The following is a 23,791-nucleotide window of genomic DNA, read 5'->3' on the forward strand; positions in this document are numbered from 1 at the left end:
GCCCACTCTCGACCAGCAGCTTGACGCTGCAACCAGAGCTGACACCGCAGATATACTGATTCAAGCCCAAAAAAGCAAGGGTCCTGCAAAGAAGCTTCTCTCACGAGCCCGTTGCCCTGATTCAGAAACATCACGTTATTTCGGCTTCAATGAGGCTATGCTAGAGGAAGGAGTTCCTCGGAGAGCCCGCCTTGAAGATCTCCCGCCTGCTTCTTGCCCTTGTGCTGCTACTTGCGGCCGCAGCCGCCTATTGGCGCCTCGGCAGGCCCCAAGAAGTCGCCATCGTCGCACCCACGCGCGGCGATGCGGCCGAAATCGTCTATGCCACCGGCGTGGTGGAGCCGCGCACCTGGGCCAAGGTCACGCCGCTCCTGCGGGAGCGGATCGTCGAGCTGTGCAATTGCGAGGGCGAGGCCGTGGAGAAGGGCGCCGTGCTCGCCCGCCTCGACAGCCGCCAGCCGGAGGCAACGCTTGCGGAACTGAGGGCCCGGCAGAAGCTGATCTCGGCGGATTACGATCGCATCGCCGCTCTCGTGGAGCGCCGGGTCGCGAGCGAGCAGGCCCTCGACCGGGCCCGCAGCGAGCTTGGTCAGGTCCAGGCTCTCATCGCGGGTCAGGAGACGCGCCTGGAATCCTATGTGCTTCGGGCCCCCGTGAGCGGCGTCGTCCTGCGCGAGGATGGCGAAGTAGGCGAGGTGGCCGAGCCCGGCACGGTTCTGTTCTGGGTCGGCGAGCCGAAGCCGCTGCTGGTGGAGGCCGAGGTGAACGAGGAGGACATCCCGCGTGTGGCGGTGGGCCAGCGCGCGGTTCTCAAGGCCGACGCCTTTCCGGACCGGGTTCTGGAAGCGACCGTCGATTCCATCACGCCGAAGGGTGATCCGGTGGCCAAGACCTACCGGGTGCGTCTCGCACTCCCTGAGACGACGCCGCTGCGCATCGGCATGACGGTGGAAGTGAACGTGATCGTGCAGGTCTCCTCCAACGCGCTTCTCGTGCCCACCAATGCCCTTCGCGGCGGCGCTCTCTTCACCATGGAGAACGGCGTCGCCAGGCGCCATGATGTGAAAGTCGGGATTCGCGGCGCGAGCAACACCCAGATCCTTTCGGGACTCGGTGAGAGCGAGCGGGTCATCGTGCCGTTTCCGGAGGATCTCGCTGACGGGGCGAAAGTGAGAGAAAAGGGAGGCTGAGCATGCGCCTCATCCTGGAACTGGCCCTGACCCATATCGCCGGACGCGGCCGCCAGACCATCGTGGCCATTCTCGGTGTGGCGCTGGGCGTCGGCTTTTCGATCGCCATGGCGGCGCTCATGCAGGGGACGGAAAAGGATTTCATCGCGCAGCTCGTCGACACCATGCCTCATGTGCAGATCAGCGACGAGCGCCGAACGCCCCGCCGGCAACCGGCGGAGGATCTGTTTTCCGCCGTGCAGTTCGAGGGACTGCGACCGAAGGAGGATCGCCGCGGCATCCTCAATCCCGCCGCCGCTTTCGCATCCCTGCGCTCCTGGGTGCCGGGCCGCATGGCGCAGAGTCTGCGCACGCAGGGCGTGGTTCGATACGCAGGGCGTGACGTCGGCGTGTCCATCATCGGCATCGAACCGGAGGTCGAAGCGACGGTCTCCTCCATCGCCGGCGATTTCGTTCAAGGAAGCTTCGATGCGCTCCAGGCTGGGGGCAACAACATCGTCGTCGGAGACACGCTGGCGCAACGCCTTGGCGCGTCCATGGGCACGACGATCCAGCTCGTCTCGCCCACGGGCCAGTCGCGCGGCTTCAAGATCGTCGGGCAGTTCCACACCGGCAGCAACGCGCGCGACGAGGGCGAAACTTATGTGCTCTTGAAGAACGCGCAGATTCTCTCGGAGCGGCCGAACGCCATCAACGACATTCGCCTTCGCCTCGACGATCCCGAGGCTGCACCCCGCGTAGCCCGTCAGGCGGAAGCGGAGCTCGGCTACAAGGCCGTGCCCTGGCAGGAGGCGAACGAGTCGCTGCTCGAAGCGCTCGTGGTGCGCAACGTGGTGATGTACACGGTGGTGGGTGCGATCCTGCTCGTGGCGGGTTTCGGCATCTTCAACATCATCTCCACCATCACGCACGAGAAGGCGCGCGACATCGCGATCCTCAAGTCGCTCGGCTTCACGCAAGGCAACATGCGCCGCCTGTTCCTCATCGAAGGATTGGCGCTCGGTGTGGCGGGTTCGCTTGTTGGTTGGCTGATCGGTTTCCTGTTGTGCTTCGCGCTTTCGCAGGTCGAGTTCAGGATCTCGGGTGGAGCTGTCGGCCGTGAGATCACGCGCCTGCCGCTCTTCTGGTCGCCCTGGCATTATGTGATCGCATCTGCCTTCGCGCTCGTGTCCTCGGGCGTGGCGGGCTATCTGCCCGCGCGGCAGGCGGCGCGCCTCAATCCGGTCGACATCATCCGGGGGGCCACATGAGTGCGCTGATCGAAGCCGGGCATCTCACCCGCATCCTGCCCGCCACTGTGCCGGTGACGCTGGTGCGCGATGTGTCGCTCACCGTCGGTGAAAAGGAATTCGTGGCGATCACCGGCCCGTCCGGCTCCGGCAAATCGTCGCTTCTCTATCTTCTCGGCCTTCTCGATCGTCCCACCAGCGGCACGTTGAAGATCGCGGGGCAGGACACGTCGCAATTGGATGACGACGAGCTGGCGCGCCTGCGACTCGAGAGCCTCGGCTTCGTGTTTCAGTTCCACTTCCTGCTGCCTGAATTCAGCGTGCTGAAAAATGTGGAGCTGCCGATGCGCAAGGCAGGACGCCTCTCCGCATCCGAAATGAGCGAGCGCGCCGCGAGCCTGCTGGAGGATCTCGGCCTTGCGGGCCATCTCGACAAACGGCCTGATCAGATCTCGGGCGGACAGCGTCAGCGCGTCGCCGTGGCCCGTGCGCTCGCCAACGATCCGCATGTGGTGCTTGCCGACGAACCAACAGGAAGCCTGGACAGCAAGAGTTCCGAGCAGGTCTTCACCATCCTGCAGGATCTGGTGCACAAGCACGGCAAGACCGTGATCGCCGTCACCCATGACATGGATATCGCCACCCGCGTCGACCGGCGCATCCATCTCGTCGACGGCAAGGTGGTGAGCGACGAGCGCGCCGTCCACCAGCCTGCTTGAAAGAGGGATTCTCTTGGCGCATCGTGCGGAACCGAAGGGCCACGTCAGTGACCCGAAGGGCCGCGTCAGCGAAAAGTGGACCCGGTTTTACGCCTCGAACGATGCGCTCTCTAGAGAAGGGAGCATCGGATTGGTCCCAAAAGTGCAAGTCCACTTTTCACGTCCGATGCTCTAGATGACGACGAAATCCGCGGAGGACAGATTGAGACCTGCCGTGAGCTGCGCGAACTTCACGGCCCGGCCCGCGCCATTGCCGTCCGCATCGTAGGAGAGCGCGCCGGTCTCCCTGTTGTAGATGATGCGGTCGCTGGCATTATGAGCTGTCGGTCCGGTCCAGAACGCATCCCTCGACAGGGTGCCGACCGGTCCGGCCTTGGTGAAGATCGAGCGGCTCAGCCAGATCGTGTCGTCCCTCACGCTGAAGTCGCGGATGGCGTCGATGTTGGTCGAGGCGAGCCTCGTGTTGAACACGAAGATGTCCTGACCCAGTCCGCCTTTCAGCACGTCGTTTCCGAGCTTGCCGTAGAAGCGGTCAGCACCTTCTCCGCCGACGAAGATGTCGCGGCCGCTCGTTCCGACAGCCATCTCGCTGGCCACATCGGTGAGATCGATCGTGAAGGTCTTGTCGAAGGTCAAACCGAGCTTGTCGATGATACGCACGGTGATCTCATGCGAGCTCGCCTGCTCGTAGTCGAGCTTGGTGCCCTGCTTCACCTTGAGCACATTGCCTGCCAGCTCGAAGCGCCCGCCGGCATTGTTCAGGAGCGTGTAGGAGAGCGTTTCATTGAGACCCGCATTCGGATCAGTCGCGCTCAGCACGCCCACGATCGTTCCGTTTGCGGCAAGCTCCAACGCGGGGGCCATGTCGAGAGCCATATCGGTCGGCTTTTGGTTGATCTCCTGCTCGACCCTCACCTCTACACTGGTTGAGTGATAGGTATAATCGGTCACCGTGATCGTGATATCGCGCGGAGCCGTGACCGTTCCCGTCGTGTCCTTATAGGTCAAAGCCCGGATGACCTCCTGGACGCGGTCCGGCGTTGCCTTCTCGTTGAACTGGATCGAGAGTTCCGAGCTGCCTGCAGGGGACAAGGCGATGAAGCCGATATTGATGCCGTTGACATAGATGCGGAGATTCCCGCCGGTCATTTCGAGGACCTGCACCGTCCCGATCGTGGCCACACTCAGGATATCCGTTGCGGTTCCTCCCGCGACGGAAGCCGTCAGGGACCGCAGAAGCTGATCGTCCTCGCTCAGGGTCGCATTGCGGCCGGCATCGATGAAGATCGCCGTGCCGGCAATACCGGCACTCTCATCGCCGTCGAGCCTTCCAAGATCAGGAGCCTCGTTGATGTAGCTTCCGCTGTTATCGGTGATCCGGGTGAAACCTTGCCGGAACAGGGCACCCTTTTCCTCGGACGTGAAGGTTCCGCCGCCAACCAGTTCAATCGTCGCACCCGAGACCAGCGATGCGCTCAAAAGGGGCGCGAAAGCCTTGTCCCCGATAGTGACAGCGGCTTCATCCGTGCGAAGAATGATATTGCTGAAATTAGTGATTGTCTTACCGGTGAGATCAATCGAGGTGCCCTTAAGATTCAGGGAATTCTCGTCTCCGCTCGTACCCGCGTCGCTGAAGGCACCGCCATCGATGGTTACGATTCCTGCGAGCTGAGAACCGGTGACCGTGATCCAGTCGTGTTGGTAGTTCGAGCCCTTGATCACCTCAATTCCGGTAAGGGTACCGAGTTGCGAAAGGTCAAAGTCGCCACCTCCGGAAAGCAGCAGGGTGTCCTCAGTTCCTTCGCCGCCGTCGAGAACATCGCCCTCCGTGAGCCCAAAAACATCGGTGGCGAAGGTGTCGTTGCCGGCAGCCCCCACGAACTCATCGTGCTTGATGTCGAAGATGCGGATATCCGCACCGCCGGACAGGACCTCGCCATGCACGCTCTTGGTTCGCCCCCCTTCATCCGTCAATTCTATGGAGATCGGCAAGGTACGGATCGAGGGATCTGGGTCTGTATGCTCGAAGACCAGCGAATGGAGGAGCGCTTCTACCATTTCGGCAGTGGCATCCGGGTTAAAGTCAATCCGGAGGCCGCCATCCATCATGCCGAGCGTGCCGAATATCGTCCCGTTGAACATGACCCTGCCGCCATCGATCAGTCCGTCCGGCACCGTGACCATGTAATCATCGGCTACCGCGATACGGCCAGGGCGCATTTCGATGTCTTCGAACGTCACTGTAAGAGAGCTGAGCTTGTCGTCCAGATTGCCGACAGTGGCGTCGGCTCCGCGATCAAGGAAGGCGCGGCCACCGGACGTATAAACCCTCTCTCCGGATAGGTTACGAATATCGGGTGCCGCATTCATATGGATACCATTATCGTCGATAATGGTATCGACGCCCTGGCGATGCAGCTGGGTTATCTCAGTCTCGGTGAAGGTTCCTCCGACGAGCCTTAGACTGTCGTTCTGGCTTTCCTTTGCATTGACCAGCAGCGCCAAGGCTTTGTTGCTGAAGGTCGCGTGAAAGGTCTTGCTAGCGACCTTGATCTGCGAAAATCCGCTGACGGACTTTCCTCTGAAATCAAAAGCATTGGACCCGGCCAACTGGAGAATATTGCTGCCTCCACCACCGCTGAGCGTCTTGACCCCTGCGAGCGTGCGAGCATCGAGATAGATCGTGTCGTTCCGGCTGGTTCCACGAATGGTCTCAATGCTTGAGAGCGTTGTCAAAGTAAGATCGAAGATGCCTCCGCCGCTCAGGCTCAAAGTGTCTGTACCCGCTCCTCCCCGGAAGACCGCTCCCTCCAGCTTATCGGCAGTCACTGTAAAGACATCATTTCCGCTCCCGCCGGTTGCTGCAGCAGAAGTCAGTGAGGATTGAATAAGTGTCGGCATGGAAACCCCGAATTACGAAATATTGTTATATAACAATATCGCCTCGGGATTGTTCCATGCGACATATGTCCTCGTTCCGCCTTCCGGAGCGGGTCCCAAAAGGAATAAAAAGCGCTTGGCTTTAGGGGGTGATTTCAGGCCGCGCTAGGTAGCTCGCTTGGGCGTCCCGCCTTCAGCAATACACCTCAGCGGCGACGAAAATTACGTCCTGACGAACGTCAGGTAGCTCGGCACGCGGCCTTCGCGGACGGCCTTGGCCTCGTAGCGGGTGCCCGGCCAGCCCTCGTAGGGTCTGCGCCAGTCATCGGCGCGCTCGGCGGTCCAGCGAAAATGCGGGGAGCGCAGCACCCGGGCGAGCACCCAGCCGATGTAATCGTCGATGTCGCTGGCAAAGCGCAGTTCCGCGCCGGGCTTCATGACGCGGGCCAGCGTCGTGAGCATCTCGTCGGAGACGAGGCGGCGCTTGCGCTGGCGGCGCTTCGGCCACGGATCGGGATAGAGGATGTAGACCCGGTCGAAGGAGGCCTCCGGCAGGGTCGGCAGGAGCTTGGTGACGTCGTCGTCCCACACGCGGATGTTGTCGAGCTTCTCGTGGTCGATGGCGGCGAGCAGTTTCGCCATGCCGTTCACGAAGGGCTCGCAGCCGATGAAATTGATGTCGCGATGGCTACGGGCCTGGTGGGCCAGATGCTCGCCGCCGCCGAAGCCGATCTCGAGCCAGGTTTCGCGTGCGCCGGCGTTCGGAAACTGGCCCGAGGGAACGCTGCCCGGAACCACACGGATCGCGGGCAGCAGGTTCTGGATTAGATCATCTTGGCCTGCGCGAAGCTTCTTGCCTTTCCGGCGCCCGAAGAAAGCGCCGGTCTTTTGAGATGCTTCGCTCATGGGGAATCAGAAGGCCGACTTGAGGGCGCTGGCGAGGTCGGTGCGCTCCCAGGAGAAGCCCCCGTCCGCTTCCGGCTTGCGGCCGAAATGGCCATAAGCGGAGGTGCGGGCATAGATCGGCCTGTTGAGGCCGAGCTGCGTGCGGATGCCGCGCGGGGAGAGGTCCATCACGTCCATGAGAACGGCCTCGAGCTTGTCCTCGCTCACCTTGCCGGTCTCGTGCAGGTCCACGTAGATCGACAGGGGCTTGGCCACGCCGATGGCATAGGAGAGCTGCAGGGTGCAGCGGTCGGCGAGGCCCGCGGCCACCACGTTCTTGGCGAGATAGCGGGCGGCATAAGCCGCCGAGCGGTCCACCTTGGTCGGATCCTTGCCGGAGAACGCGCCGCCGCCATGCGGGGCCGCGCCGCCATAGGTGTCCACGATGATCTTGCGGCCGGTGAGACCGCAATCGCCGTCGGGGCCGCCGATCACGAACTTGCCGGTGGGGTTCACGTGCCAGATGGTCTCGGACGAGATCCAGCCCTCTGGCAGCGTCTGGCGGATATGGGGCTCGACGATCGCGCGCACGTCCTGGGAGGAGAGGCTCTCGTCCAGGTGCTGCGTGGACAGGACGATCTGCGTGGCGGCGACGGGCTTGCCGTTCTCGTAGCGGACCGTGACCTGGCTCTTGGCGTCGGGGCCGAGCTTGGCGGCATCGCCGACCTTGCCCTTGCGGGCGGCGGTCAGGTTCTCGAGGATCTTGTGAGCGTAATAGATCGGCGCCGGCATCAGCTCCGGCGTCTCGTTGCAGGCATAGCCGAACATGATGCCCTGGTCGCCCGCACCCTCATCCTTGTCGGTACCGGCATCCACGCCCTGAGCGATGTGGGCCGACTGGGCGTGCAGGTAGACGTCGATTTCGGCGTTCTTCCAGTGGAAGCCCGCCTGCTCGTAGCCGATGTCCCTGATGGCATCGCGGGCGAGCTGGATCACCTTGTCCTTGGTGATCGAATCAGGGCCGCGCACCTCGCCGGCGATCACGACCCGGTTGGTGGTGGCCAGCGTCTCGCAGGCGACCCGCGCTTCCGGCGCGGCTGCGAGATAAGCGTCGACGACAGCATCGGAGATCCGGTCGCAAACCTTGTCCGGATGGCCTTCGGACACCGACTCGCTGGTGAAAAGATAGCTTGACCGCCGCACGATAGAATTCCTTTGAGGCAAACACGAAAAGCACGGCTCACAGGGGCCGTAAGCCAACATTCAGGTCATGCCTCAGGCCGTCGGAAAGGTCAAGCGAACGCGTTCTTTATGACGAACGTTCCTGCTCGTCCTGGGCCGCGAGCGATGCCACCAGCTGCACGATGCTTTTGCGGACCTTGGCGCTCTTGATGCTGGTAAAGGTGCGGATGAGCTGCAGGCCTTCCGGGGTCGACATGACGTCCGCAATGTAAGGCGTCGATTCCTCTTCCGCAAAGCCAGGCTCGGCTTTTCCGCTCTTGATGCCATTGAAGAAGAAATGGATGTCGACGCCCAGGATCTTGGCGATGTCGACGAGGCGACCCACGCTGATCCGGTTCATTCCTTTTTCGTATTTCTGGACCTGCTGAAAGGTAAGGCCAAGCATTTCACCAAGCTTTTCTTGGCTCATGCCAATCGAAATACGACGCATACGCACCCGTGTTCCGATTTCCTTATCAATCGAGCTGGTCGACTTCTTCATGGCCCCGGGCTTTCTTGTCAAAGCTGACGTATCGCCATGTCCTTATCATCTTAGATGCAGGACGCTCTTTGTTTTCGGCGTACAATCAAGGCCATTAAGCAGATCACAAGCATGGCCGTCAAAGAAAACCTACTTGTTTTTGCAGAAAGATTTGCTTTCACTGCAACTGGTAACTTTGCGTCTATGATACCTTCAACCCCAAGTGGAAGCCTGTCCACAATCCGGCCGTAAGGGTCAACGATTGCTGAGATTCCCGTGTTGGCGGCTCTCACCAGAGGTAGGCCTTCCTCCACGGAACGTAACCGTGCTTGAGCAAAGTGCTGGTAGGGTCCGGTGGTCTGTCCGAACCAGCCATCATTGGTGACGTTGAGGATGAGGTTCGGGCGGGCGCCCTCGGGCAGGATCTCGCCAGGAAAGATCGCCTCGTAGCAGATCGAGGCGGCCACCGGCGGCAAACCCGGAACGGAGAGCAGCCGACGCTTCTCGCTGGGCTCGAAGCCCCCTGGGATATGCACGAACTGGCGCAGGCCCACGGCCTTGATCAGGGTATCGAGGAATTTCGGCACGTATTCGCCGAAGGGCACCAGATGAACCTTGTCGTAGGAGCCGAGAATGGTGCCGCGATCGTCGATCACCTGGATCGCGTTGTAGAACTTGCCGACCGCCTCGCCCGGCAGGGGTTCGTCCATGCGCGCGGCGCCCGTGATCAGCACGGAGCCCGGTTCCAGAAGTCCTCCGATCTGGGCGAGCGAAGCCGGGTCGCGGTGGAGAAGGAACGGGAAAGCCGATTCCGGCCAGATGATATGAGTGGCATCGGCAGCGGTTTGGCCGTCACGGCCGGTGCTCGCGCTCAACGTGAGATAGCGCCGCATGATCGGGTCGCGATTGCGCGGGTTGAATTTGGCATCCTGCGGCAGATTGGGCTGCATGATGCGAAGGCGCACGTTCTCGACGGTGGCTGTCGGCCCGGACGGAACGCGCCAGAAGCCGAAGGCCGCCATCGCGAGAAGCAATGCCGCAGCAAGGCTCGGCACAGCCCAGCGCTCACGCGCCGTGCGGCCTGTGACGGTCAGCGCGGGAGAGGCACAGATCGCGATGGCGAGGAAGCTCAGGCCATAGAGACCGACCAGGGAGGCGCTCTGCATGAGCCAGAGATTCTGACCCAGCGCCATGCCGGGATTATTCCAGGGAAAGCCCGTGAAAAGATGGCCGCGCAGCCACTCGCTGACCGAGAGTCCGAAGGCAAGGGCGAAGACGCGTGAGGCATCGGGCAGCCACAGAAGGCGGGCGAGCGCAAAGCCGAAGGCGGTGAAGAAGGCGAGCAGCGCCGGAAGCCCCAGGACGCCGAAGGGCAGGGCCCAGGCGAATTGATCCGCCTCCACGAGGAAGGCCGCACCCAGCCACCAGAGCCCGGCCACGAAATATCCGAAGCCCCAGAACCAGCCGATGAGAGCCGCCGATTTGAGGGGAGCCCAACGGGAAGGACCCGCCTTGCCGGCCCCGTCGATGAGCCACACGGCGGGCGTGAGCGACAGGGCAAGCGCCGGCAGGAAGCCGAAGGGCGGCATGGCGAGCGCGCCCAAAGCTCCCGCTGCAAAGCTAAAGATCCAGCGGCGCCATCCCCGGGCGAGGATGGCGCGATCGGCGATAAGGGTCATTCCGCCGCAGCGCTTTCAGGGCGCGGGGCAGATGATTCCACCTCGACCTCGGTGGATGGGGCATGCCGGAGGATGCGCAGGCGCTTCACACGACGGGGATCGGCATCGAGCACCTCGAATTCGAGGCCCTTCGGACCCTCGATCACCTCGCTGCGCGAGGGCACGCGGCCCGCGAGCGTCACGATGAAGCCGCCGATGGTGTCGATGTCCTCGGCGCCTTCCTCGTCGGAGAGATCGACGCCGAGCGTCTCCGTCACTTCGTCGAGGCTCGCGCGGGCGTCGGCGACGTAGGTGCCGTCGGCCGCCTTCGTGATGGTGACCTCCTCATCCTCGTCGTGCTCGTCCTCGATATCGCCCACCACCATTTCCACGAGGTCTTCGATGGAAACGAGGCCGTCCGTGCCGCCATATTCGTCGATCACGAGGGCCATGTGGGTGCGGGTCGCCTGCATCCGCACCAGGAGGTCGATGGCCGGCATGGAGCGCGGTACGAAGAGCACCGGGCGCAGGATATTGGCCTGAGCCAGGACCATGGACAGATCGACCTGCCCGAGGCTCGGCGGGGGCGTCTCGTCGCTCGCTCCGGATTCCGAGGCGCCGCCGTCGGCGCGCATGGCGATGAAATCGAGGAAGTCCCGGATGTGGACCATGCCCTTCGGGTCGTCGAGAGTCTCGCCATAGACCGGCAGACGGGAATGGCCCGCCGTGCGGAAGAGGCTGAGCAGCTCGCCGAGATTGGTGTCGGATGCCACCGCCACGATATCGGCGCGAGGCACCATCACGTCTTCCACCCGGATGCGGTGGAAGGAGAGCACGTTCTTGAGCATCGCCCTTTCCTGGGGCGAGAAGTCCGTGTCCTCGACGGATTCCTCGAGGGCGTCCTCGAGATCATGGCGGATGGATTCGCGGGGCTTCAGCCCCAAGCGAATGAGGACCCGGTCATACCAATGGTCGCGTGAATCGTCTTGTTCAGCGAGGGTTCGGACAGGTCGGTCGCTACGACTTCGATCTTCGTTCATGTCAGTTGAGTATCAGCCTAAACGTCAGCCGTTCATGCTGCCATATCGCGATAGGGATCGGCGATGCCAAGAGTGGCGAGCGCCTTCACCTCGAGAGCTTCCATGATCTCCGCCTCCGCCTCGGTTTCGTGGTCGTAGCCGAGGAGGTGCAGAACTCCATGGACGATCAAATGGGCAAAATGATGCGCGAGCTCCTTGGATTCCTCCTCGGATTCGCGCACCAGCGTTTCATAAGCTAAAGCAATATCGCCCAAATGGCGAGGCCCCGTCGCCCCCGGCTGCTCGGGGGCTGGGAAAGAAAGCACATTGGTGGGCTTGTCCTTGCCCCGCCAGGTGCGGTTCAGCTCCTGGATCTGGGCATCGTCGGTCAGCATCACGCTCGCCTCGAATTCACCATTGGCCTCGTAGGTCACGGCCAAAGCGGCTGAAGCGGCCTTCCGGGCGAGGGCCTCCACATCCGGGATCTTCTCCCAGTCGCCCTCCTCGATCATGATGTCGAGTTCGATCACGGTCTTACGTTCCGTTCGCGATACGATTGTTCCTGCGGCGGCTCCTGCTTCGTGGCCTTGTCGTAAGCGGCCACGATGCGGCGCACCAGATCGTGGCGCACCACGTCCGCCTCCCTGAAGGTCACGCGGGAGATGCCCTCGACCCCATGCAGGATGCGCACGGCCTCGACGAGGCCCGATTTCTGGCCCGGCGGCAGGTCGATCTGCGTCGGGTCGCCGGTGATGATCATGCGCGAGCCCTCGCCAAGGCGCGTCAGAAACATCTTCATCTGCATGGAGGTGGTGTTCTGCGCTTCGTCCAGCAGCACCAGGGAGTTGGTGAGCGTGCGCCCGCGCATGAAGGCGAGCGGCGCGATCTCGATCATGCCGGTCTGAAGGCCACGATCCACGTGTCGGGCCTCCATGAAGTCGTAGAGCGCGTCGTAGATCGGGCGAAGATAGGGATCGACCTTCTCGCGCATGTCGCCCGGCAGGAAGCCGAGGCGCTCGCCCGCTTCCACGGCGGGACGCGAGATGATGAGGCGGTCCACCTGGCCCGCCTCCAACAGCGAGACGGCATAGCCCACGGCAAGCCATGTCTTACCGGTGCCCGCAGGGCCTTCGGCAAAGACCAGCTCGTTCTGCTTGAGAGCCTTGATATAGACGTTCTGCGCCGCGTTGCGGGCCCGTACCACGCCGCGCCGGCGGGTGGCGATATGGTCGAAGGCGGAGAGACCTGGCGTTGCGGTTTCCGCGTCCGGGAAGAGGGTGCCCTGCAGGGACGATTCCTCGATCGTGCCGTCCACGTCGCCGGGGCCGGGCGATGCGCCCTGGCGGGCGCGGTCATAGAGCGTTTCGAGAACGCGTCGAGCAAGTTCCGAGGATTCCGGCGTGCCCTTCACGGTCACCCGGTTGCCGTTGGCGATGGCAGCCACGTTCAGGCGGCGCTCCAGATGCGCGAGGTTCTGGTCGTACTGCCCGAAAACAAGGCTGGCGAGGCGGTTGTCGTCGAAGGTGAGGATGATTTCGGCCTCTTCCTCGACGCCGGGATGGGAAGTGCTGGAGGGTTGTCCCTTCTGCGCTCGTGCGGTCGCGTTGTCCGCTGGCCTCAAATGCCTCTCCTCATGTTTTCCGCCACGGGGTTATGGCGAAAGAAACTCTCTTCGGAGGAGAAAGTGTCAGGCCGCGGCCTGATTGCCGGGCTTCACCACTTCCCCGAACAGGCTGTTCGAGCCTGCCTGCGTCATCCGTACCGTCACGATATCACCAATTTGATGACAGTCGGTCTCGATCTGCACAGCCTGCAGATAAGGCGACTTGCCGGCCATCTGGCCCGGGTGACGACCCGGCTTCTCCAAGAGAACGTCCAGAGTCTGACCAACGGTTCCGCGATTGAAAGCCTGTCTTTGCGTTTCCAACAGGTTTTGGAGACGCGCCAGACGCTCGGCCTTCACGGCCTCGGACACCTGGACCTCCATCTCGGCCGCCGGCGTTCCGGGGCGGGGGCTGTATTTGAACGAGAAGGAGCTGGCAAAGCCCACATCGGCCACGAGGCGCATCGTGTCCTCGAACTCCGCATCGGTCTCGCCCGGAAAACCCACGATGAAGTCGGAGGAGAGAGCCAGATTGGGCTGAGCCTTGCGGATACGCTCGATCAGGCGGCGGTATTCGTCGCCCGTATGCTTGCGGTTCATCTCGTCGAGGATGCGGTCCGAGCCGGACTGCACGGGCAGGTGCAGGTAAGGCATGAGCGCCGGCAGGTCGCGATGGGCGGCGATCAACTCGTCATCCATGTCGCGCGGATGACTCGTGGTGTAGCGGAGCCGCGCGATGCCGGGGATCTCGGCGAGGCGATGCAGCAGGCGGCCGAGCGACCAGATGGAGCCGTCGGGGCCTTCGCCGTGATAGGCATTCACGTTCTGGCCGATGAGCGTGAGCTCGCGCACGCCGGCATCGGCAAGACGCACAGCTTCATCGATGATCTTGGTCACAGAGCGGGAGACTTCCGCGCCACGCGTATAGGGCACCACGCAGAAGGTGCAGAACTTGTCGCAGCCTTCCTGGATCGTGAGGAAGGACGACACGCCCCGGTTCCGGATCATGGCCTTCGAGGGCTTGGGCAGATGATCGAACTTGTCCTCGATGGGGAACTCGGTGTCGACCACGCGCTCCGAGCGCGCTTTTCTGAGAAGCTCCGGCAGGTTGTGATAATTCTGCGGGCCCACCACCACGTCGACGGCAGGCGCGCGGCGCAGGATTTCCTTGCCCTCGGCTTGGGCGACGCAGCCCGCGACCACGATCTTCGTCTCCTGGCCTTGGGTCTGCCGCTCCTTCTTCAGCTCGCGCACGCGGCCGAGCTCCGAATAGACCTTCTCGGCGGCCTTCTCGCGGATATGGCAGGTGTTGAGGATGACGAGGTCCGCCTCTTCCACGGCCTTGGTCTCAGAATAGCCTTCGGTAGTCAGCATGTCCGCCATGCGCTCGGCATCATAGACGTTCATCTGGCAGCCATAGGATTTGACGAAAACTTTCTTCACGAGATCGGCCTGTCTGCTTGCAATGCGGGCGGTCAAAGATCGAGCGCCCTTTTAAGCCTTTTGGGCATCAATGAGAATAGCGGCCCTTTGGCTCAAGGCCTCGAAGGATTTCCATGTCCGTCATCGGCCTAGAGCATCAGACGTGAAAAGTGGACTTGCACTTTTGGGACCAATCCGATGCTCCCTTCTCTAGAGAGCGCATCGTTCGAGGCGTAAAACCGGGTCCACTTTTCGCTGACGCGGCCCTTCGGGTCCGCACGAGGCGCTAGTGCCGGTGATTCCGAGCCAGTGAGGCGCATCCCTCTCAGCCGGGTGGCAAGAACGGCAGAGAGTGTCCGTCTGGTGTGCACAATCGGATATCAAACGGATATCAAAGAGCCAAGCGGAAGCGACCTCATCAGGGCGTGAGAGCCGCCGAGGGTGAGCGATCGAGGGGGACGCGAGGAGCGGTCCGGCTCAATGGATGAAGTTTGAGAGGAACCGGATGGCTCCTCGCGCACGGTTCTTTTAGGCGGACAGGCGAGCCATGGCTCGGCGATTGTCGCAGGCGGACACCGCATCCTTTCCAGCGGGCAGCCTGTGACCAACCGTGAGCCGCAGCCTGGGCCTCCCGTCGCATGGGTCTGCGTTGAACCCATGCACGGGACCGCTCCCGACCCCACTCTTGCGACGCCTCACGAGCGCACCCCTCGGCAGGCCGGGACAATGCACGGTATAGCCGACGTTAGGACAAAAGTCAAGAACGAAGAAAGAACATTCTCCGGCTGTCCAATCCAGTTCTCCGTCATCCCCGGGCTTGTGCCGGGGATCCCGCTTCGGTGAGGCGCGGCGTTCCTCCTGACCGGGATGGCCGGCACAAGCCCGGCCATGACGGGGAGGATGACCGGAAGGCAGCGAATCCATTGACCCTTCACCACCTTCAGGTGTTATCTCGTAGCCGGAGCCGGGCGCACCCGGTTCCGGGGCGTGAGAACCTCAACCCATGGTGGCCGGTATCGGCCGTGAACGATGCCTTCCCAGCTACGGCCGGGGAGGCGGTGACGCATGTCCAGGGCGCAAGCCTAAAGGTCATCGCGGTCGTCCATGGGCGGCTTCTCAACTCCCCGACCACCAGCGGTGCTGGTGGTCGCTTCGCTTCACAAGGGGAGTGTCGCCATGGTGTTCCGCCGCAAACCGAAACCGCCGCTCGCGCAGGCGGAGAAGCTGGTGCAGGAGGCCGCCACCCTCATCTACCGCTACTGGCGCGACAGGGATTACATGCCGAGCAGGTCCGATCTGACGATGTTCCACCAGCTGGAGGAGATGCTTTTTCACAGCCACGCCGCCGTGCGCCGCATCGCCATCCGCATGGAACGGCGCTTTCACGGCGAGCCGGAAATCGACGAGCACAAGTGGTCACGCTGATTTCTCGCCATCCCCGGCGGCCAGAAGGGCCGCGAAGGGGATCCATAGAACTGCGGGTTAAAGTGGATTCCCTTCCCTCCGATGGCTGCGCCATCTCCAGCCGGGAATGACACAGGGACAGCCTTTCAAGGCGGCCTATTCTCTGTACGCACCCTCGACGGGAGCGGACAAGTCGCGATCCGCGGCGCGGATCTCGGCTGTCACCCTGGCGAAGGACGGGCGCTCGCTGAGCCTCGCATACCAGGCGGCGAGCGCCTTGTGCTCTTTCAGGGACGGGCCGCCCAGACGGCGGGTCCAGAACACGGTCATGAAGACTGCAAGATCCGCCACTGAGAAAGCCCCGCAGAAGTAATCCTGGCCCTCGAGCCTGCGGTCGAGATCCACATAGTGTCGTCCTAAAACCGCCTCTGCCTCTCGCGCCTTGGCTTCCTTCTCGGTCCAGCGCTGCAGATCGTCGGGCTTCGGTTCGGTCCGGTGCATCAGCGCGCGCAACGGCACCAGCATGACCTCGTCGGCGAAGAGATCGAGAAGCCTGCATCGCGCCCGCGCCTCCGCGGTCTTCGGATGAAGCGCGGGATCGGGGTAGGCGTCCTCCAGATATTCGAGGATCAGGGTGGAATCGTAGAGGGTCAGGTCCCCGTCGACGAGGACGGGGACCTGACCCTTGGGATTGGCGGCCAGCACGTCGGGGTGCTTGGGGCTGTAGCCCTTGGTCTGGCTGAAGGCGACCTGGATGCGCTCGAACGGCAGCCCCTTCTCGTGAAGGGCGGTTTCGACCTTGCGGGAGAAGAGGCTCAACGGGCCGGAATAGAGCTTCATGGATCAGCCTTTCATCGTCCGAGCGCCGGCGGCAGGTAATCCCGCCAGGAGGCGGTATTCAAACCCTCCACATCGGCGCGTGACAATCCGATATCGGCCAGCGCCCTGTCATCCATGCTGTACAGGACCCGGGCGTTCCTGCGCCGGTCGAGCCAGGCCTCGTAGCGCAGAAGCAGCGTGAGCAAGGTGCTCCGTCTCTCACGAGTGGCGGTCCTGAACCCAAGATTTACTGCGGTATGTCCGATTGCCATGACAGGTCTCCATAAGGGCTTTTGCAAAGGCGTTTTGCTGGAGAAAACTCTGCTCCTGTGCTAGCTTCGTGGCAAACGAGAAGTCCTTGACTGCTGCCCAAGCAAAACTTGGGTGAACACCCGCTGGATCAGCCCATGTCCCGTCGCCGTCTGCCACCCCTGAATGCCGTGCGCGCCTTCGAGGCTGCGGCCCGCCATCTGAATTTCGAGAAGGCCGGCGACGAGATCGCCGTCACCGCAAGCGCGGTGGGCCAGCAGGTGAAGGCGCTGGAAGCCTGGCTCGGCCGCCCTCTCTTCGTGCGCCAGCCCGCGCGCGGCGTGGCCCTGACGCCCCTCGGCGAGCGCTATGCGGCCTCCCTGTCGGAGGTGCTCGACAAGCTAGACGAGGCGACGGCGCAGGCCCTGCGGCCGAAGATGTCCAACGTGATCACCGTCAGCGCCATGCCGAGCCTGGCCTCGAACTGGCTCATCCCCCGGTTGGGCGCCTTCCGGGAGCGGCATCCCGAGATCGATGTGCGGGTTTCGGTCTCGATGCGCCTCACCGACTTCGCCCGCGAGGACGTGGACATCGCCATCCGTTTCGGGCGCGGCCATTATCCGGGCCTGCGCACGGAACTTCTCATGGAGGAATATTTCTTCGCCGTGTGCAGCGCGGCCCTTCTCAGGGATCCCGCGCGGCCTCTGCGCGAGCCTGCCGGTCTCAAACATCACACGCTGGTGCACGAGGCCGTCGAAGAGGTACCCGACTACATCACCTGGGATCGCTGGCTCGAGGCGGTAGGCGTCGAGGGAATCGACACATCGCGCGGCCCACGCTTCACCCACACCTATCTCTGCCTGCAGGCGGCGGCCTCGGGGCAGGGCGTGGCTCTCGCCACGAATGTCCTGATCGGCGATTACCTGGATGCGGGCCGTCTCGTCCGGCCCTTCCCGCATCAGGTCAAGGGCGCTTATCAGTATTACATCGTCTGTCCGGAAGCGAATGCCGACAAACCGGCCCTCGCCGCCTTCCGCGCATGGCTCCTGGAGGAGGCAACGGCTCAGGCCGAGACGGAAGCCGCGAGGCAATAGATCTCAAGCCGCCTTCAACGCTCTTCTTACCGCGCGCTCCGCTGCAAGCGTCGCTTCCTTGCGCTTGCCGTTGAAGGGGATCGGCTCGCCCCAGGTCACCACCACGTCGATTGCGTGGCCCTCGACGAAGAGGGCGAGATGGGGCGCGAGATCCATGTCGCCGTACCAGGCAATGAAGGGCCGGTCGCGGCGCGTGATGGGAAGGCCGTTGCGTCGGGTGTAGGAAATCGCGAGCGGCTGCAGGAAAACCTGCTCGACGCTGTCGTGCATGAGCGTCGTCTGCGCAGCACCCACGAGAGAGGAGCGGAAGGGGAGGAGCCGGTTGCCGTCGCTCGTGGTGCCTTCCGCAAACAGCACGATCACCTCGCCCTTCACGAGCCGATGGGCGAGCGCGTCGTTGACCTCCGCCGTCGCCCTGCGGCGCTGCCGGTCGATGAAGACGGAGCGCTGGAGCTTCGCGAGCAGACCGACGACAGGCCAGCCTTCGATTTCGGATTTCGCGATGAAGGAGAGGGGATGCACCGAACCGATGACGGGAATGTCGAGCCAGGAGACGTGATTGGCCACGACGAGTGTCGGCGCATCTCCCGGTGGCGTTCCCTTCTCGATCACGCGCACATGGAAGAGTTTCAGCAGGATGCGGTGAAACAGCACCGGCAGATGGTGCACGATGTTCCAGCCGAAGCGCATGGCGAGCAATTGCAGGGGCACGAGCACGAGGCTGCACAGCGCCAGCACCAGAAGCTTCAAGAACACGACGATCTTCGTCACGCGTCGTCCTTGTCCAACGGCACCGCATAGAGTTCGAGGCGGTGATAGACGACCTTATAGCCGAGACGCCTGGCGATCTCGGTCTGCAAGGCCTCGATCTCGTCCGACTGGAATTCGATCACGTCGCCAGTCTCTAAATTGATGAGATGGTCGTGATGCTCGCGTGCCGCCTGCTCGTAGCGGGACCGTCCATCGCGAAAATCGAGGCGTTCCAGAATGCCTTCCGTCTCGAAGAGCTTCACGGTGCGGTAGACGGTGGAGAGCGAGATGCGGTCGTCCACCTCCGCGGCGCGCCGGTGCAGCTCCACCACGTCGGGGTGATCGGCGGCATTGTCGAGGATCTGCGCGATGATCTTCCGCTGGCCCGTCATGCGCAGGCCCTTGTCACGGCAGGCGCGCTCGATGGCTCCTGGGCGACGAAGTCTTCCGGTACTGCTGGTCCGTGCTGACAAGGCTGAAAACCTGTTTCCTGCAGATGCTTATACGGGAGTTGGTCAGAAGGGGCTATAGGCCCAGCGCCATGGTGAGCGCCGCCACCCGGCTGCCATCCGCCTTCTGGTAGTAGCCTTCGCGCCGTCCGGTTTCCTTGAAGTCGAAGTGCCGGTAGAGGGCGATAGCCGGATCGTTGCCCTCCTCGACCTCCAGATGGACAATCCGCACGCCCCGGCGGGAGAGCTCGTCCAGGTGCCGCTCGAGCAGGGGAATGGACAAGCCCCTGCCGCGCGCCTCCGGGGCGATGGCAAGGGTGAGGATCTCGGCCTCGTCGAGGACGATGCGCGACAGCACGAAGCCGGTAGGCTTCGTGGCCGGTCCGAGAAACAGCCCGTCTCCCACCACGCCGCGCTCGGCGAGCAGCCGTTCGAGCTCCAGCGTGCTCCAGGACCGCGCGAAGGAAGCCCCATGGATGGCCGCCATGCGCGAAGCCGCATCGCTGCTCAAGGGATCGATGCGAAAGCCGCCCGGCTTCTTGAAGAAGTCGAAGAAGCTCATTGGCGGGCGATGCGCGCGCCATCCTGCGGCTTGGCGTCGGGATCGCGAAGATAGAGGGGTTTGGGCAGAGCCTGATTCGGATCGGCGAGAGCACCGAGACGGGCAACCCAGGCGATCTCGGGAGCCTGCTGCACGTCGGTCACATGGGCCTCGACGCCCTGCGCGCGCGCTTCCGCCGCCAGCAGCGCCGCGGCCGAGCCGCTGATCAGGAGGGGACCCGAGCCCAGGACGCGGATCGCTTCGCGATAGCCCATGAGGCTCGGCTGGATGATCGTGCGTCCGCCCGGGGCGATGGCCTGGATGTAGATGTGGCCGTGCTTGGCATCGAGGGCGGCGGTGAAAAGCCCGCGCCGTTCCTTGACCATGAGCGGAGCCAGGAAGGCCGAGAGGGTGGCAACTCCCACCACCGGAATGCCGGCGGCAAGCCCGATGCCGCGGGCGGCCGAAATGCCGACGCGCAGGCCCGTATAGCTGCCGGGCCCCACCGTCACCGCCACCCGGTCGAGAGTCTCGAAGCCGCCTTCCACCCTGGAGGCGACGCGCTCGATGAGCGGCAGCAGGGCCTCCGCATGGCCGCGCTCCATGAAAAGGGTCTCGGCCGCCAGCGGCTCGGCATCGCCCGCCTGCCAGATGCAGGCCGAGCAGGCGCCAAGCGCCGTATCGATGGCAAGAACGCGCAACATTCGCCTCCGTCGGATCGTCAGGCTTCTTTAGAGCATCACCGCGAGATGAGGAAACCCGGTTTCGTCACTCGATCCGGCAGAATTCTTCGAAAGCAAAGCGCGGCTGGCGGGGATGGAGCTTTTCGGGCAGGCCGTAGCCGAGATTGATGAGGAAGTTGGACTTGGTTTTCCCGTCCGGGAAGAAGGTCCTGTCCACGCCCTCGCGGTCGAAGCCGCCCATGGGGCCGCAATCGAGGCCGAGCGATCGCGCCGCCATGATAAGGTAGGCGCCCTGCAGCGAGGAGCCCTGCAAGGCGGTGCGCTCGATGGCGTCGGGCTTGCCCGCGAACCAGCTGCGCGCATCCTTGCTGTGCGGGGCAAGGAAGCCGAGCTTCTCGTAGAACTCCATGTCCTGGGCCACGATCACGGTGGCCGGCGCGCTCATGGTCTGGCGCACATTGCCCTCGTCGAGATGCGGTTTGAGCTTCTCCTTCGCTTCCCGCGACACCACGAAGACGAAGCGGCCCGGCGAGGAATTGGCGCTGGTCGGCCCAAGCTTGGCGAGATCGGCAACGGCCCGCAGGGTTTCCTCGGGAATCTTTCGGTCCTCCCACCAGCGATGGGTGCGGGCGTTGCGGAAAAGCTGGTCGAGGACGGCATCAGGGAGAGGAGGCAAGGCGAAGCTCCAAAGAAAAAGCGCGGCATGAAGGCCGCGCTGTTGAATACTAAGGGTTCTTGAAATCCGATCAAACGGCCTGGACTTCGCGCACGTCCGGCAGGAAGTGGCGCAGCAGGTTCTGGATGCCGTGGCGCAGCGTGGCGGTCGAGGAGGGGCAGCCGGAGCAGGCGCCCTTCATGACGAGATAGACCACGCCGTCCTTGAAGCCGCGGAAGGTGATGTCGCCGCCATCGCCCGCGACGGCGGGGCGGATGCGGGTTTCGAGCAGCTCCTTGATGGTCTCGACGGTCGGAGCGTCGGCAGGATCGAAGAACTCCTCGCCGTCTTCCTCAACCGCGCCGTAGCCGTTCGAGAACAGTGGCGCGCCGGTCATGAAATGCTCCATGATCGCGCCGAGAATCGCAGGCTTCAGGTGCTGCCACTCACCATCCGCCTTCGTCACGGTGATGAAGTCGTAGCCGAAAAAGACGCCGGTCACGCCGGGCACGGCAAAGAGGCGCTGCGCCAGGGGCGAGAACTCGCCCTGCCCGGGCGTCTTCGCCTCGAAGGTGCCTTCCGGCATCACGACGCGGCCGGGCAGGAACTTCAACGTGGCGGGATTGGGGGTGGCTTCAGTCTGGATGAACATCGCTTTGTTGTCCTCTGGCGCCGGTTCAAGGCCGGCCGAGTGGTGGGCTTAGAATCGTTCTAACAGGTTTCAGGCAAGATGTGGAATGGGGGAGTGAGGATTCCAAGAGGAGAATGAATAACCCGTCATCCCGGGGCTGCGGAGCAGAACCCGGGACCGCAAGACGAGAATGGCGCCTTATCCTGGAAAATACCCCGGATCTGCACTGCGCATCGTCCGGGATGACGCTTGTTCATCCCGCCAGCGCGTCGATTTCCTCGTCTGTGAGTCTGCCCGGCACGATCACGATGGGAACCGGGAAGGTGGAAGCCGCCTTGCCGGCCAGATTCGTGACCAGGGGGCCCGGACCCTCCTTGCTGCTGCCGGCGGCGAGCACGAGGAAGGACACGTCCTCGTCCTCGTTGATCAGCTTGATGATCTCGTCCGCCCGCTTGCCGACGCGGATCACCTGCTCGGGCTCCACACCGGCGGCGCTGCGCGCCTCACGGGCGGCGGCTTCCAGCAGCTTGGCCGCCTCTTCGCTGCCTTCCTCGATCATGACTTCGCCCACGCCGAGCCATTCGAAATCGTCCGGCGGATCCACCACGGCGAGCATGAGCATGCTCGCCCCGGTGCGCGCGGCGCGGCGCGAGGCGAAATGGATCGCCCTCGCGCATTCCGGCGTCTTGTCGACCACCACCATGAATTTGGGCCGGTGGCCTGCCTCATAGGATCGGCGCTGGCCGCTCACTGTACGCTCTCCTGCATCAGCCTGATGCTGCCTTGCCCTAAGAGATAGGGCAAGTTCAGGCGAAAAGTGGACCCGGTTTTCCGCACCCAACGATGCGCCGCTTGAAAACGGAGCATCGGATAGGTCCCAGAAGCGGAATGCACTTTTCACGTCCGATGCTTTAGAGCTGTTTCCATTGGCCTGGAATCAGCCCTCTTCTTTGCCCGGCCGCATTGTTTGACGGTGAACCGGAGCCACTTCACCGAAAAATGCTCTAGCGCGAGCGGACGAAGCCGACGATATCCTTCACCGAGTCCATGGTCTGCGCTGCGATCACGCGGGCACGATCCGAGCCGTCCACGAGGATTGCATCGATATGGCCGGGATCGGCCATGAGGCGGCGCATCTCACCCGCGATGGGCGCGAGCTTCGTCACCGCCACGTCCACGAGAGCGGCCTTGAAGCCGGAGAACTGCGACCCGCCATGCTCGCGCAGCACGTCCTCCGCCGTGGTGCCGGTGAGCGCGGCGTAGATCGAGACCAGGTTCTCCGCCTCAAGTCGGCCCTTCAGGCCTTCGACCTCGGAGGGCAGGGGCTCGGGGTCCGTCTTCGCCTTGCGCACCTTCTGGGCGATGGTGTCGGCATCGTCCGTCAGGTTGATGCGCGAATAATCGGACGGGTCCGACTTCGACATCTTCTTCGAGCCGTCGCGGAGCGACATGACGCGGGTCGCCGGGCCCTGGATCATGGGCTCGGTGAGCGGGAAGAAGGCATCGCCATAGCCGTTGGCGGCAATCGAGGCGGCGTAGTCGTTGTTGAACTTCTGGGCGATGTCGCGGGTCAGCTCGACATGCTGCTTCTGGTCCTCGCCCACCGGCACATGCGTGGCGCGGTAGGCCAGGATGTCGGCGGCCATGAGGCTCGGATAGGCATAGAGGCCGAGCGAGGCGTTCTCGCGGTCCTTGCCGGCCTTCTCCTTGAACTGCGTCATGCGGTTCATCCAGCCGATCCGGGCGACGCAGTTGAACACCCAGGCGAGTTCGGCGTGCTGCTGCACCTGGCTCTGGTTGAAGATGATGCTCTTCTTCGGATCGAGGCCGGCGGCAAGATAGGCGGCCGTCACCTCGCGGATCTGGCGCTTCAGGTCGGCGGGGTCCTGCCAGACGGTGATGGCGTGCATGTCGACGACGCAATAGATGCATTCCATCGTCTTCTGGAGTTCGATCCAGCGGATCATCGCGCCAAGATAGTTTCCGAGATGCAGGTTGCCCGTCGGCTGCATGCCTGAGAAAACCAGTTCCTTGAACTCCGCCATCGTCTTGCACTCCCACGCCGGACCGGGTTGGACGCCGGTCCGCGATTGTCTTCCATGTTGCGTTGCGGCGCGGTTATGACAGGGCCACGCCACGATGCAAGCGTTTCGAGCATCGGACCCAAAAGTGGAAACCGCTTTTGGGGTCGATCCGATGCTCTCTTGTT

General features: G+C 63.2%; 24 protein-coding genes. 5 read left to right on the forward strand and 19 right to left on the reverse strand.

What is annotated here, in order from left to right; translation table 11 throughout:
• The first annotated feature begins 191 nt into the window (after window positions 1–191).
• The 3 genes from DC522_RS08915 to DC522_RS08925 are packed head-to-tail and all read left to right on the forward strand — an operon-like array spanning window position 192 to window position 3,138.
• On the forward strand, window positions 192–1,190 hold the full coding sequence (locus DC522_RS08915) for an efflux RND transporter periplasmic adaptor subunit (protein WP_116528351.1): 999 nt from the start codon (window positions 192–194) through the stop codon (window positions 1,188–1,190).
• A 2-nt stretch (window positions 1,191–1,192) separates the two neighbouring features.
• A complete protein-coding gene (locus DC522_RS08920) occupies window positions 1,193–2,440 on the forward strand; it encodes an ABC transporter permease (RefSeq protein WP_116528352.1) in 1,248 nt (415 codons plus the stop codon).
• A complete protein-coding gene (locus tag DC522_RS08925; RefSeq protein ID WP_116528353.1) occupies window positions 2,437–3,138 on the forward strand; it encodes an ABC transporter ATP-binding protein in 702 nt (233 codons plus the stop codon). The genes DC522_RS08920 and DC522_RS08925 overlap by 4 nt, the downstream gene beginning before the upstream one ends.
• Window positions 3,139–3,309: 171 nt before the next feature.
• On the opposite strand, the gene DC522_RS08930 is transcribed toward DC522_RS08925, so the two are convergent.
• The 9 genes from DC522_RS08930 to miaB all read right to left on the reverse strand — a co-directional run bounded on the left by DC522_RS08930 (window position 3,310) and on the right by miaB (window position 14,328).
• The gene (locus tag DC522_RS08930) at window positions 3,310–5,967 is read right to left on the reverse strand and encodes a cadherin domain-containing protein (RefSeq protein ID WP_165820100.1); all 2,658 of its coding nucleotides are present in this window, start codon (window positions 5,965–5,967) and stop codon (window positions 3,310–3,312) included.
• Window positions 5,968–6,240: 273 nt separating this feature from the next.
• A complete protein-coding gene (locus tag DC522_RS08935) occupies window positions 6,241–6,924 on the reverse strand; it encodes a tRNA (guanosine(46)-N(7))-methyltransferase TrmB (protein ID WP_116528355.1) in 684 nt (227 codons plus the stop codon).
• Between the two features lie 6 nt (window positions 6,925–6,930).
• Window positions 6,931–8,106 (reverse strand): methionine adenosyltransferase, encoded by a 1,176-nt coding sequence (gene metK / locus DC522_RS08940; protein WP_116528356.1) that lies wholly within the window; start codon window positions 8,104–8,106, stop codon window positions 6,931–6,933.
• Window positions 8,107–8,212: 106 nt separating this feature from the next.
• Entirely contained in the window at window positions 8,213–8,626 is a 414-nt protein-coding gene (locus DC522_RS08945; RefSeq protein WP_116528357.1) for a helix-turn-helix domain-containing protein, read from the reverse strand.
• A 50-nt stretch (window positions 8,627–8,676) separates the two neighbouring features.
• Window positions 8,677–10,284 (reverse strand): apolipoprotein N-acyltransferase, encoded by a 1,608-nt coding sequence (gene lnt, locus DC522_RS08950; RefSeq protein ID WP_116528358.1) that lies wholly within the window; start codon window positions 10,282–10,284, stop codon window positions 8,677–8,679.
• Complete coding sequence (locus DC522_RS08955) at window positions 10,281–11,303, reverse strand: hemolysin family protein (RefSeq protein WP_116528359.1); 1,023 nt, start codon at window positions 11,301–11,303, stop codon at window positions 10,281–10,283. Before DC522_RS08955 ends, lnt begins: the two co-directional genes overlap by 4 nt.
• 32 nt (window positions 11,304–11,335) lie before the next feature.
• Window positions 11,336–11,794 (reverse strand): rRNA maturation RNase YbeY, encoded by a 459-nt coding sequence (ybeY, locus tag DC522_RS08960; protein ID WP_116528436.1) that lies wholly within the window; start codon window positions 11,792–11,794, stop codon window positions 11,336–11,338.
• 14 nt (window positions 11,795–11,808) lie between these two features.
• Window positions 11,809–12,903 (reverse strand): PhoH family protein, encoded by a 1,095-nt coding sequence (locus DC522_RS08965; RefSeq protein ID WP_116528360.1) that lies wholly within the window; start codon window positions 12,901–12,903, stop codon window positions 11,809–11,811.
• 66 nt (window positions 12,904–12,969) lie between these two features.
• Complete coding sequence (gene miaB / locus DC522_RS08970) at window positions 12,970–14,328, reverse strand: tRNA (N6-isopentenyl adenosine(37)-C2)-methylthiotransferase MiaB (protein WP_116528437.1); 1,359 nt, start codon at window positions 14,326–14,328, stop codon at window positions 12,970–12,972.
• 1,155 nt (window positions 14,329–15,483) lie between these two features.
• Between miaB and DC522_RS08975 the strand changes: the two genes are divergently transcribed.
• On the forward strand, window positions 15,484–15,732 hold the full coding sequence (locus tag DC522_RS08975) for a hypothetical protein (protein ID WP_116528361.1): 249 nt from the start codon (window positions 15,484–15,486) through the stop codon (window positions 15,730–15,732).
• 135 nt (window positions 15,733–15,867) lie between these two features.
• Here DC522_RS08975 and DC522_RS08980 read toward each other — a convergent pair whose 3' ends face one another.
• Together DC522_RS08980 and DC522_RS08985 are read right to left on the reverse strand one after the other, a co-directional pair.
• Complete coding sequence (locus tag DC522_RS08980; RefSeq protein ID WP_116528362.1) at window positions 15,868–16,551, reverse strand: glutathione S-transferase family protein; 684 nt, start codon at window positions 16,549–16,551, stop codon at window positions 15,868–15,870.
• 11 nt (window positions 16,552–16,562) lie between these two features.
• Window positions 16,563–16,802 carry a DUF1127 domain-containing protein gene (locus DC522_RS08985; RefSeq protein WP_116528363.1) on the reverse strand — a complete coding sequence of 80 codons (240 nt, stop codon included), beginning with the start codon at window positions 16,800–16,802 and terminating at the stop codon, window positions 16,563–16,565.
• 135 nt (window positions 16,803–16,937) lie between these two features.
• On the opposite strand from DC522_RS08985, the gene gcvA reads away from it, so the two are divergent.
• Window positions 16,938–17,873, forward strand: coding sequence for a transcriptional regulator GcvA (gene gcvA / locus DC522_RS08990; RefSeq protein WP_116528364.1), 936 nt, complete (start codon window positions 16,938–16,940; stop codon window positions 17,871–17,873).
• Window positions 17,874–17,876: 3 nt separating this feature from the next.
• On the opposite strand, the gene DC522_RS08995 is transcribed toward gcvA, so the two are convergent.
• From DC522_RS08995 to trpS, 8 genes are all read right to left on the reverse strand, one after another.
• On the reverse strand, window positions 17,877–18,644 hold the full coding sequence (locus DC522_RS08995) for a 1-acyl-sn-glycerol-3-phosphate acyltransferase (RefSeq protein WP_205769555.1): 768 nt from the start codon (window positions 18,642–18,644) through the stop codon (window positions 17,877–17,879).
• Entirely contained in the window at window positions 18,641–19,015 is a 375-nt protein-coding gene (locus DC522_RS09000) for a Fur family transcriptional regulator (RefSeq protein ID WP_116528365.1), read from the reverse strand. The genes DC522_RS08995 and DC522_RS09000 overlap by 4 nt, the downstream gene beginning before the upstream one ends.
• A gap of 133 nt (window positions 19,016–19,148) precedes the next feature.
• Entirely contained in the window at window positions 19,149–19,634 is a 486-nt protein-coding gene (locus DC522_RS09005) for a GNAT family N-acetyltransferase (RefSeq protein WP_116528366.1), read from the reverse strand.
• Window positions 19,631–20,314: a tRNA (adenosine(37)-N6)-threonylcarbamoyltransferase complex dimerization subunit type 1 TsaB gene (tsaB, locus tag DC522_RS09010; protein ID WP_116528439.1), complete on the reverse strand. Its 684-nt coding sequence runs from the start codon at window positions 20,312–20,314 to the stop codon at window positions 19,631–19,633. Before tsaB ends, DC522_RS09005 begins: the two co-directional genes overlap by 4 nt.
• A gap of 67 nt (window positions 20,315–20,381) precedes the next feature.
• Window positions 20,382–20,972 (reverse strand): malonic semialdehyde reductase, encoded by a 591-nt coding sequence (locus DC522_RS09015; RefSeq protein WP_116528367.1) that lies wholly within the window; start codon window positions 20,970–20,972, stop codon window positions 20,382–20,384.
• A 70-nt stretch (window positions 20,973–21,042) separates the two neighbouring features.
• On the reverse strand, window positions 21,043–21,603 hold the full coding sequence (locus DC522_RS09020) for a NifU family protein (protein ID WP_116528368.1): 561 nt from the start codon (window positions 21,601–21,603) through the stop codon (window positions 21,043–21,045).
• Window positions 21,604–21,835: 232 nt separating this feature from the next.
• Complete coding sequence (locus tag DC522_RS09025) at window positions 21,836–22,333, reverse strand: universal stress protein (RefSeq protein WP_245444059.1); 498 nt, start codon at window positions 22,331–22,333, stop codon at window positions 21,836–21,838.
• Between the two features lie 253 nt (window positions 22,334–22,586).
• The gene (trpS, locus tag DC522_RS09030) at window positions 22,587–23,627 is read right to left on the reverse strand and encodes a tryptophan--tRNA ligase (protein WP_116528369.1); all 1,041 of its coding nucleotides are present in this window, start codon (window positions 23,625–23,627) and stop codon (window positions 22,587–22,589) included.
• Window positions 23,628–23,791 lie beyond the last annotated feature (164 nt).

The sequence above is a fragment of the Microvirga sp. KLBC 81 genome (assembly GCF_003075415.1).
In the GTDB taxonomy this organism is placed as follows: Bacteria; Pseudomonadota; Alphaproteobacteria; order Rhizobiales; family Beijerinckiaceae; genus Microvirga.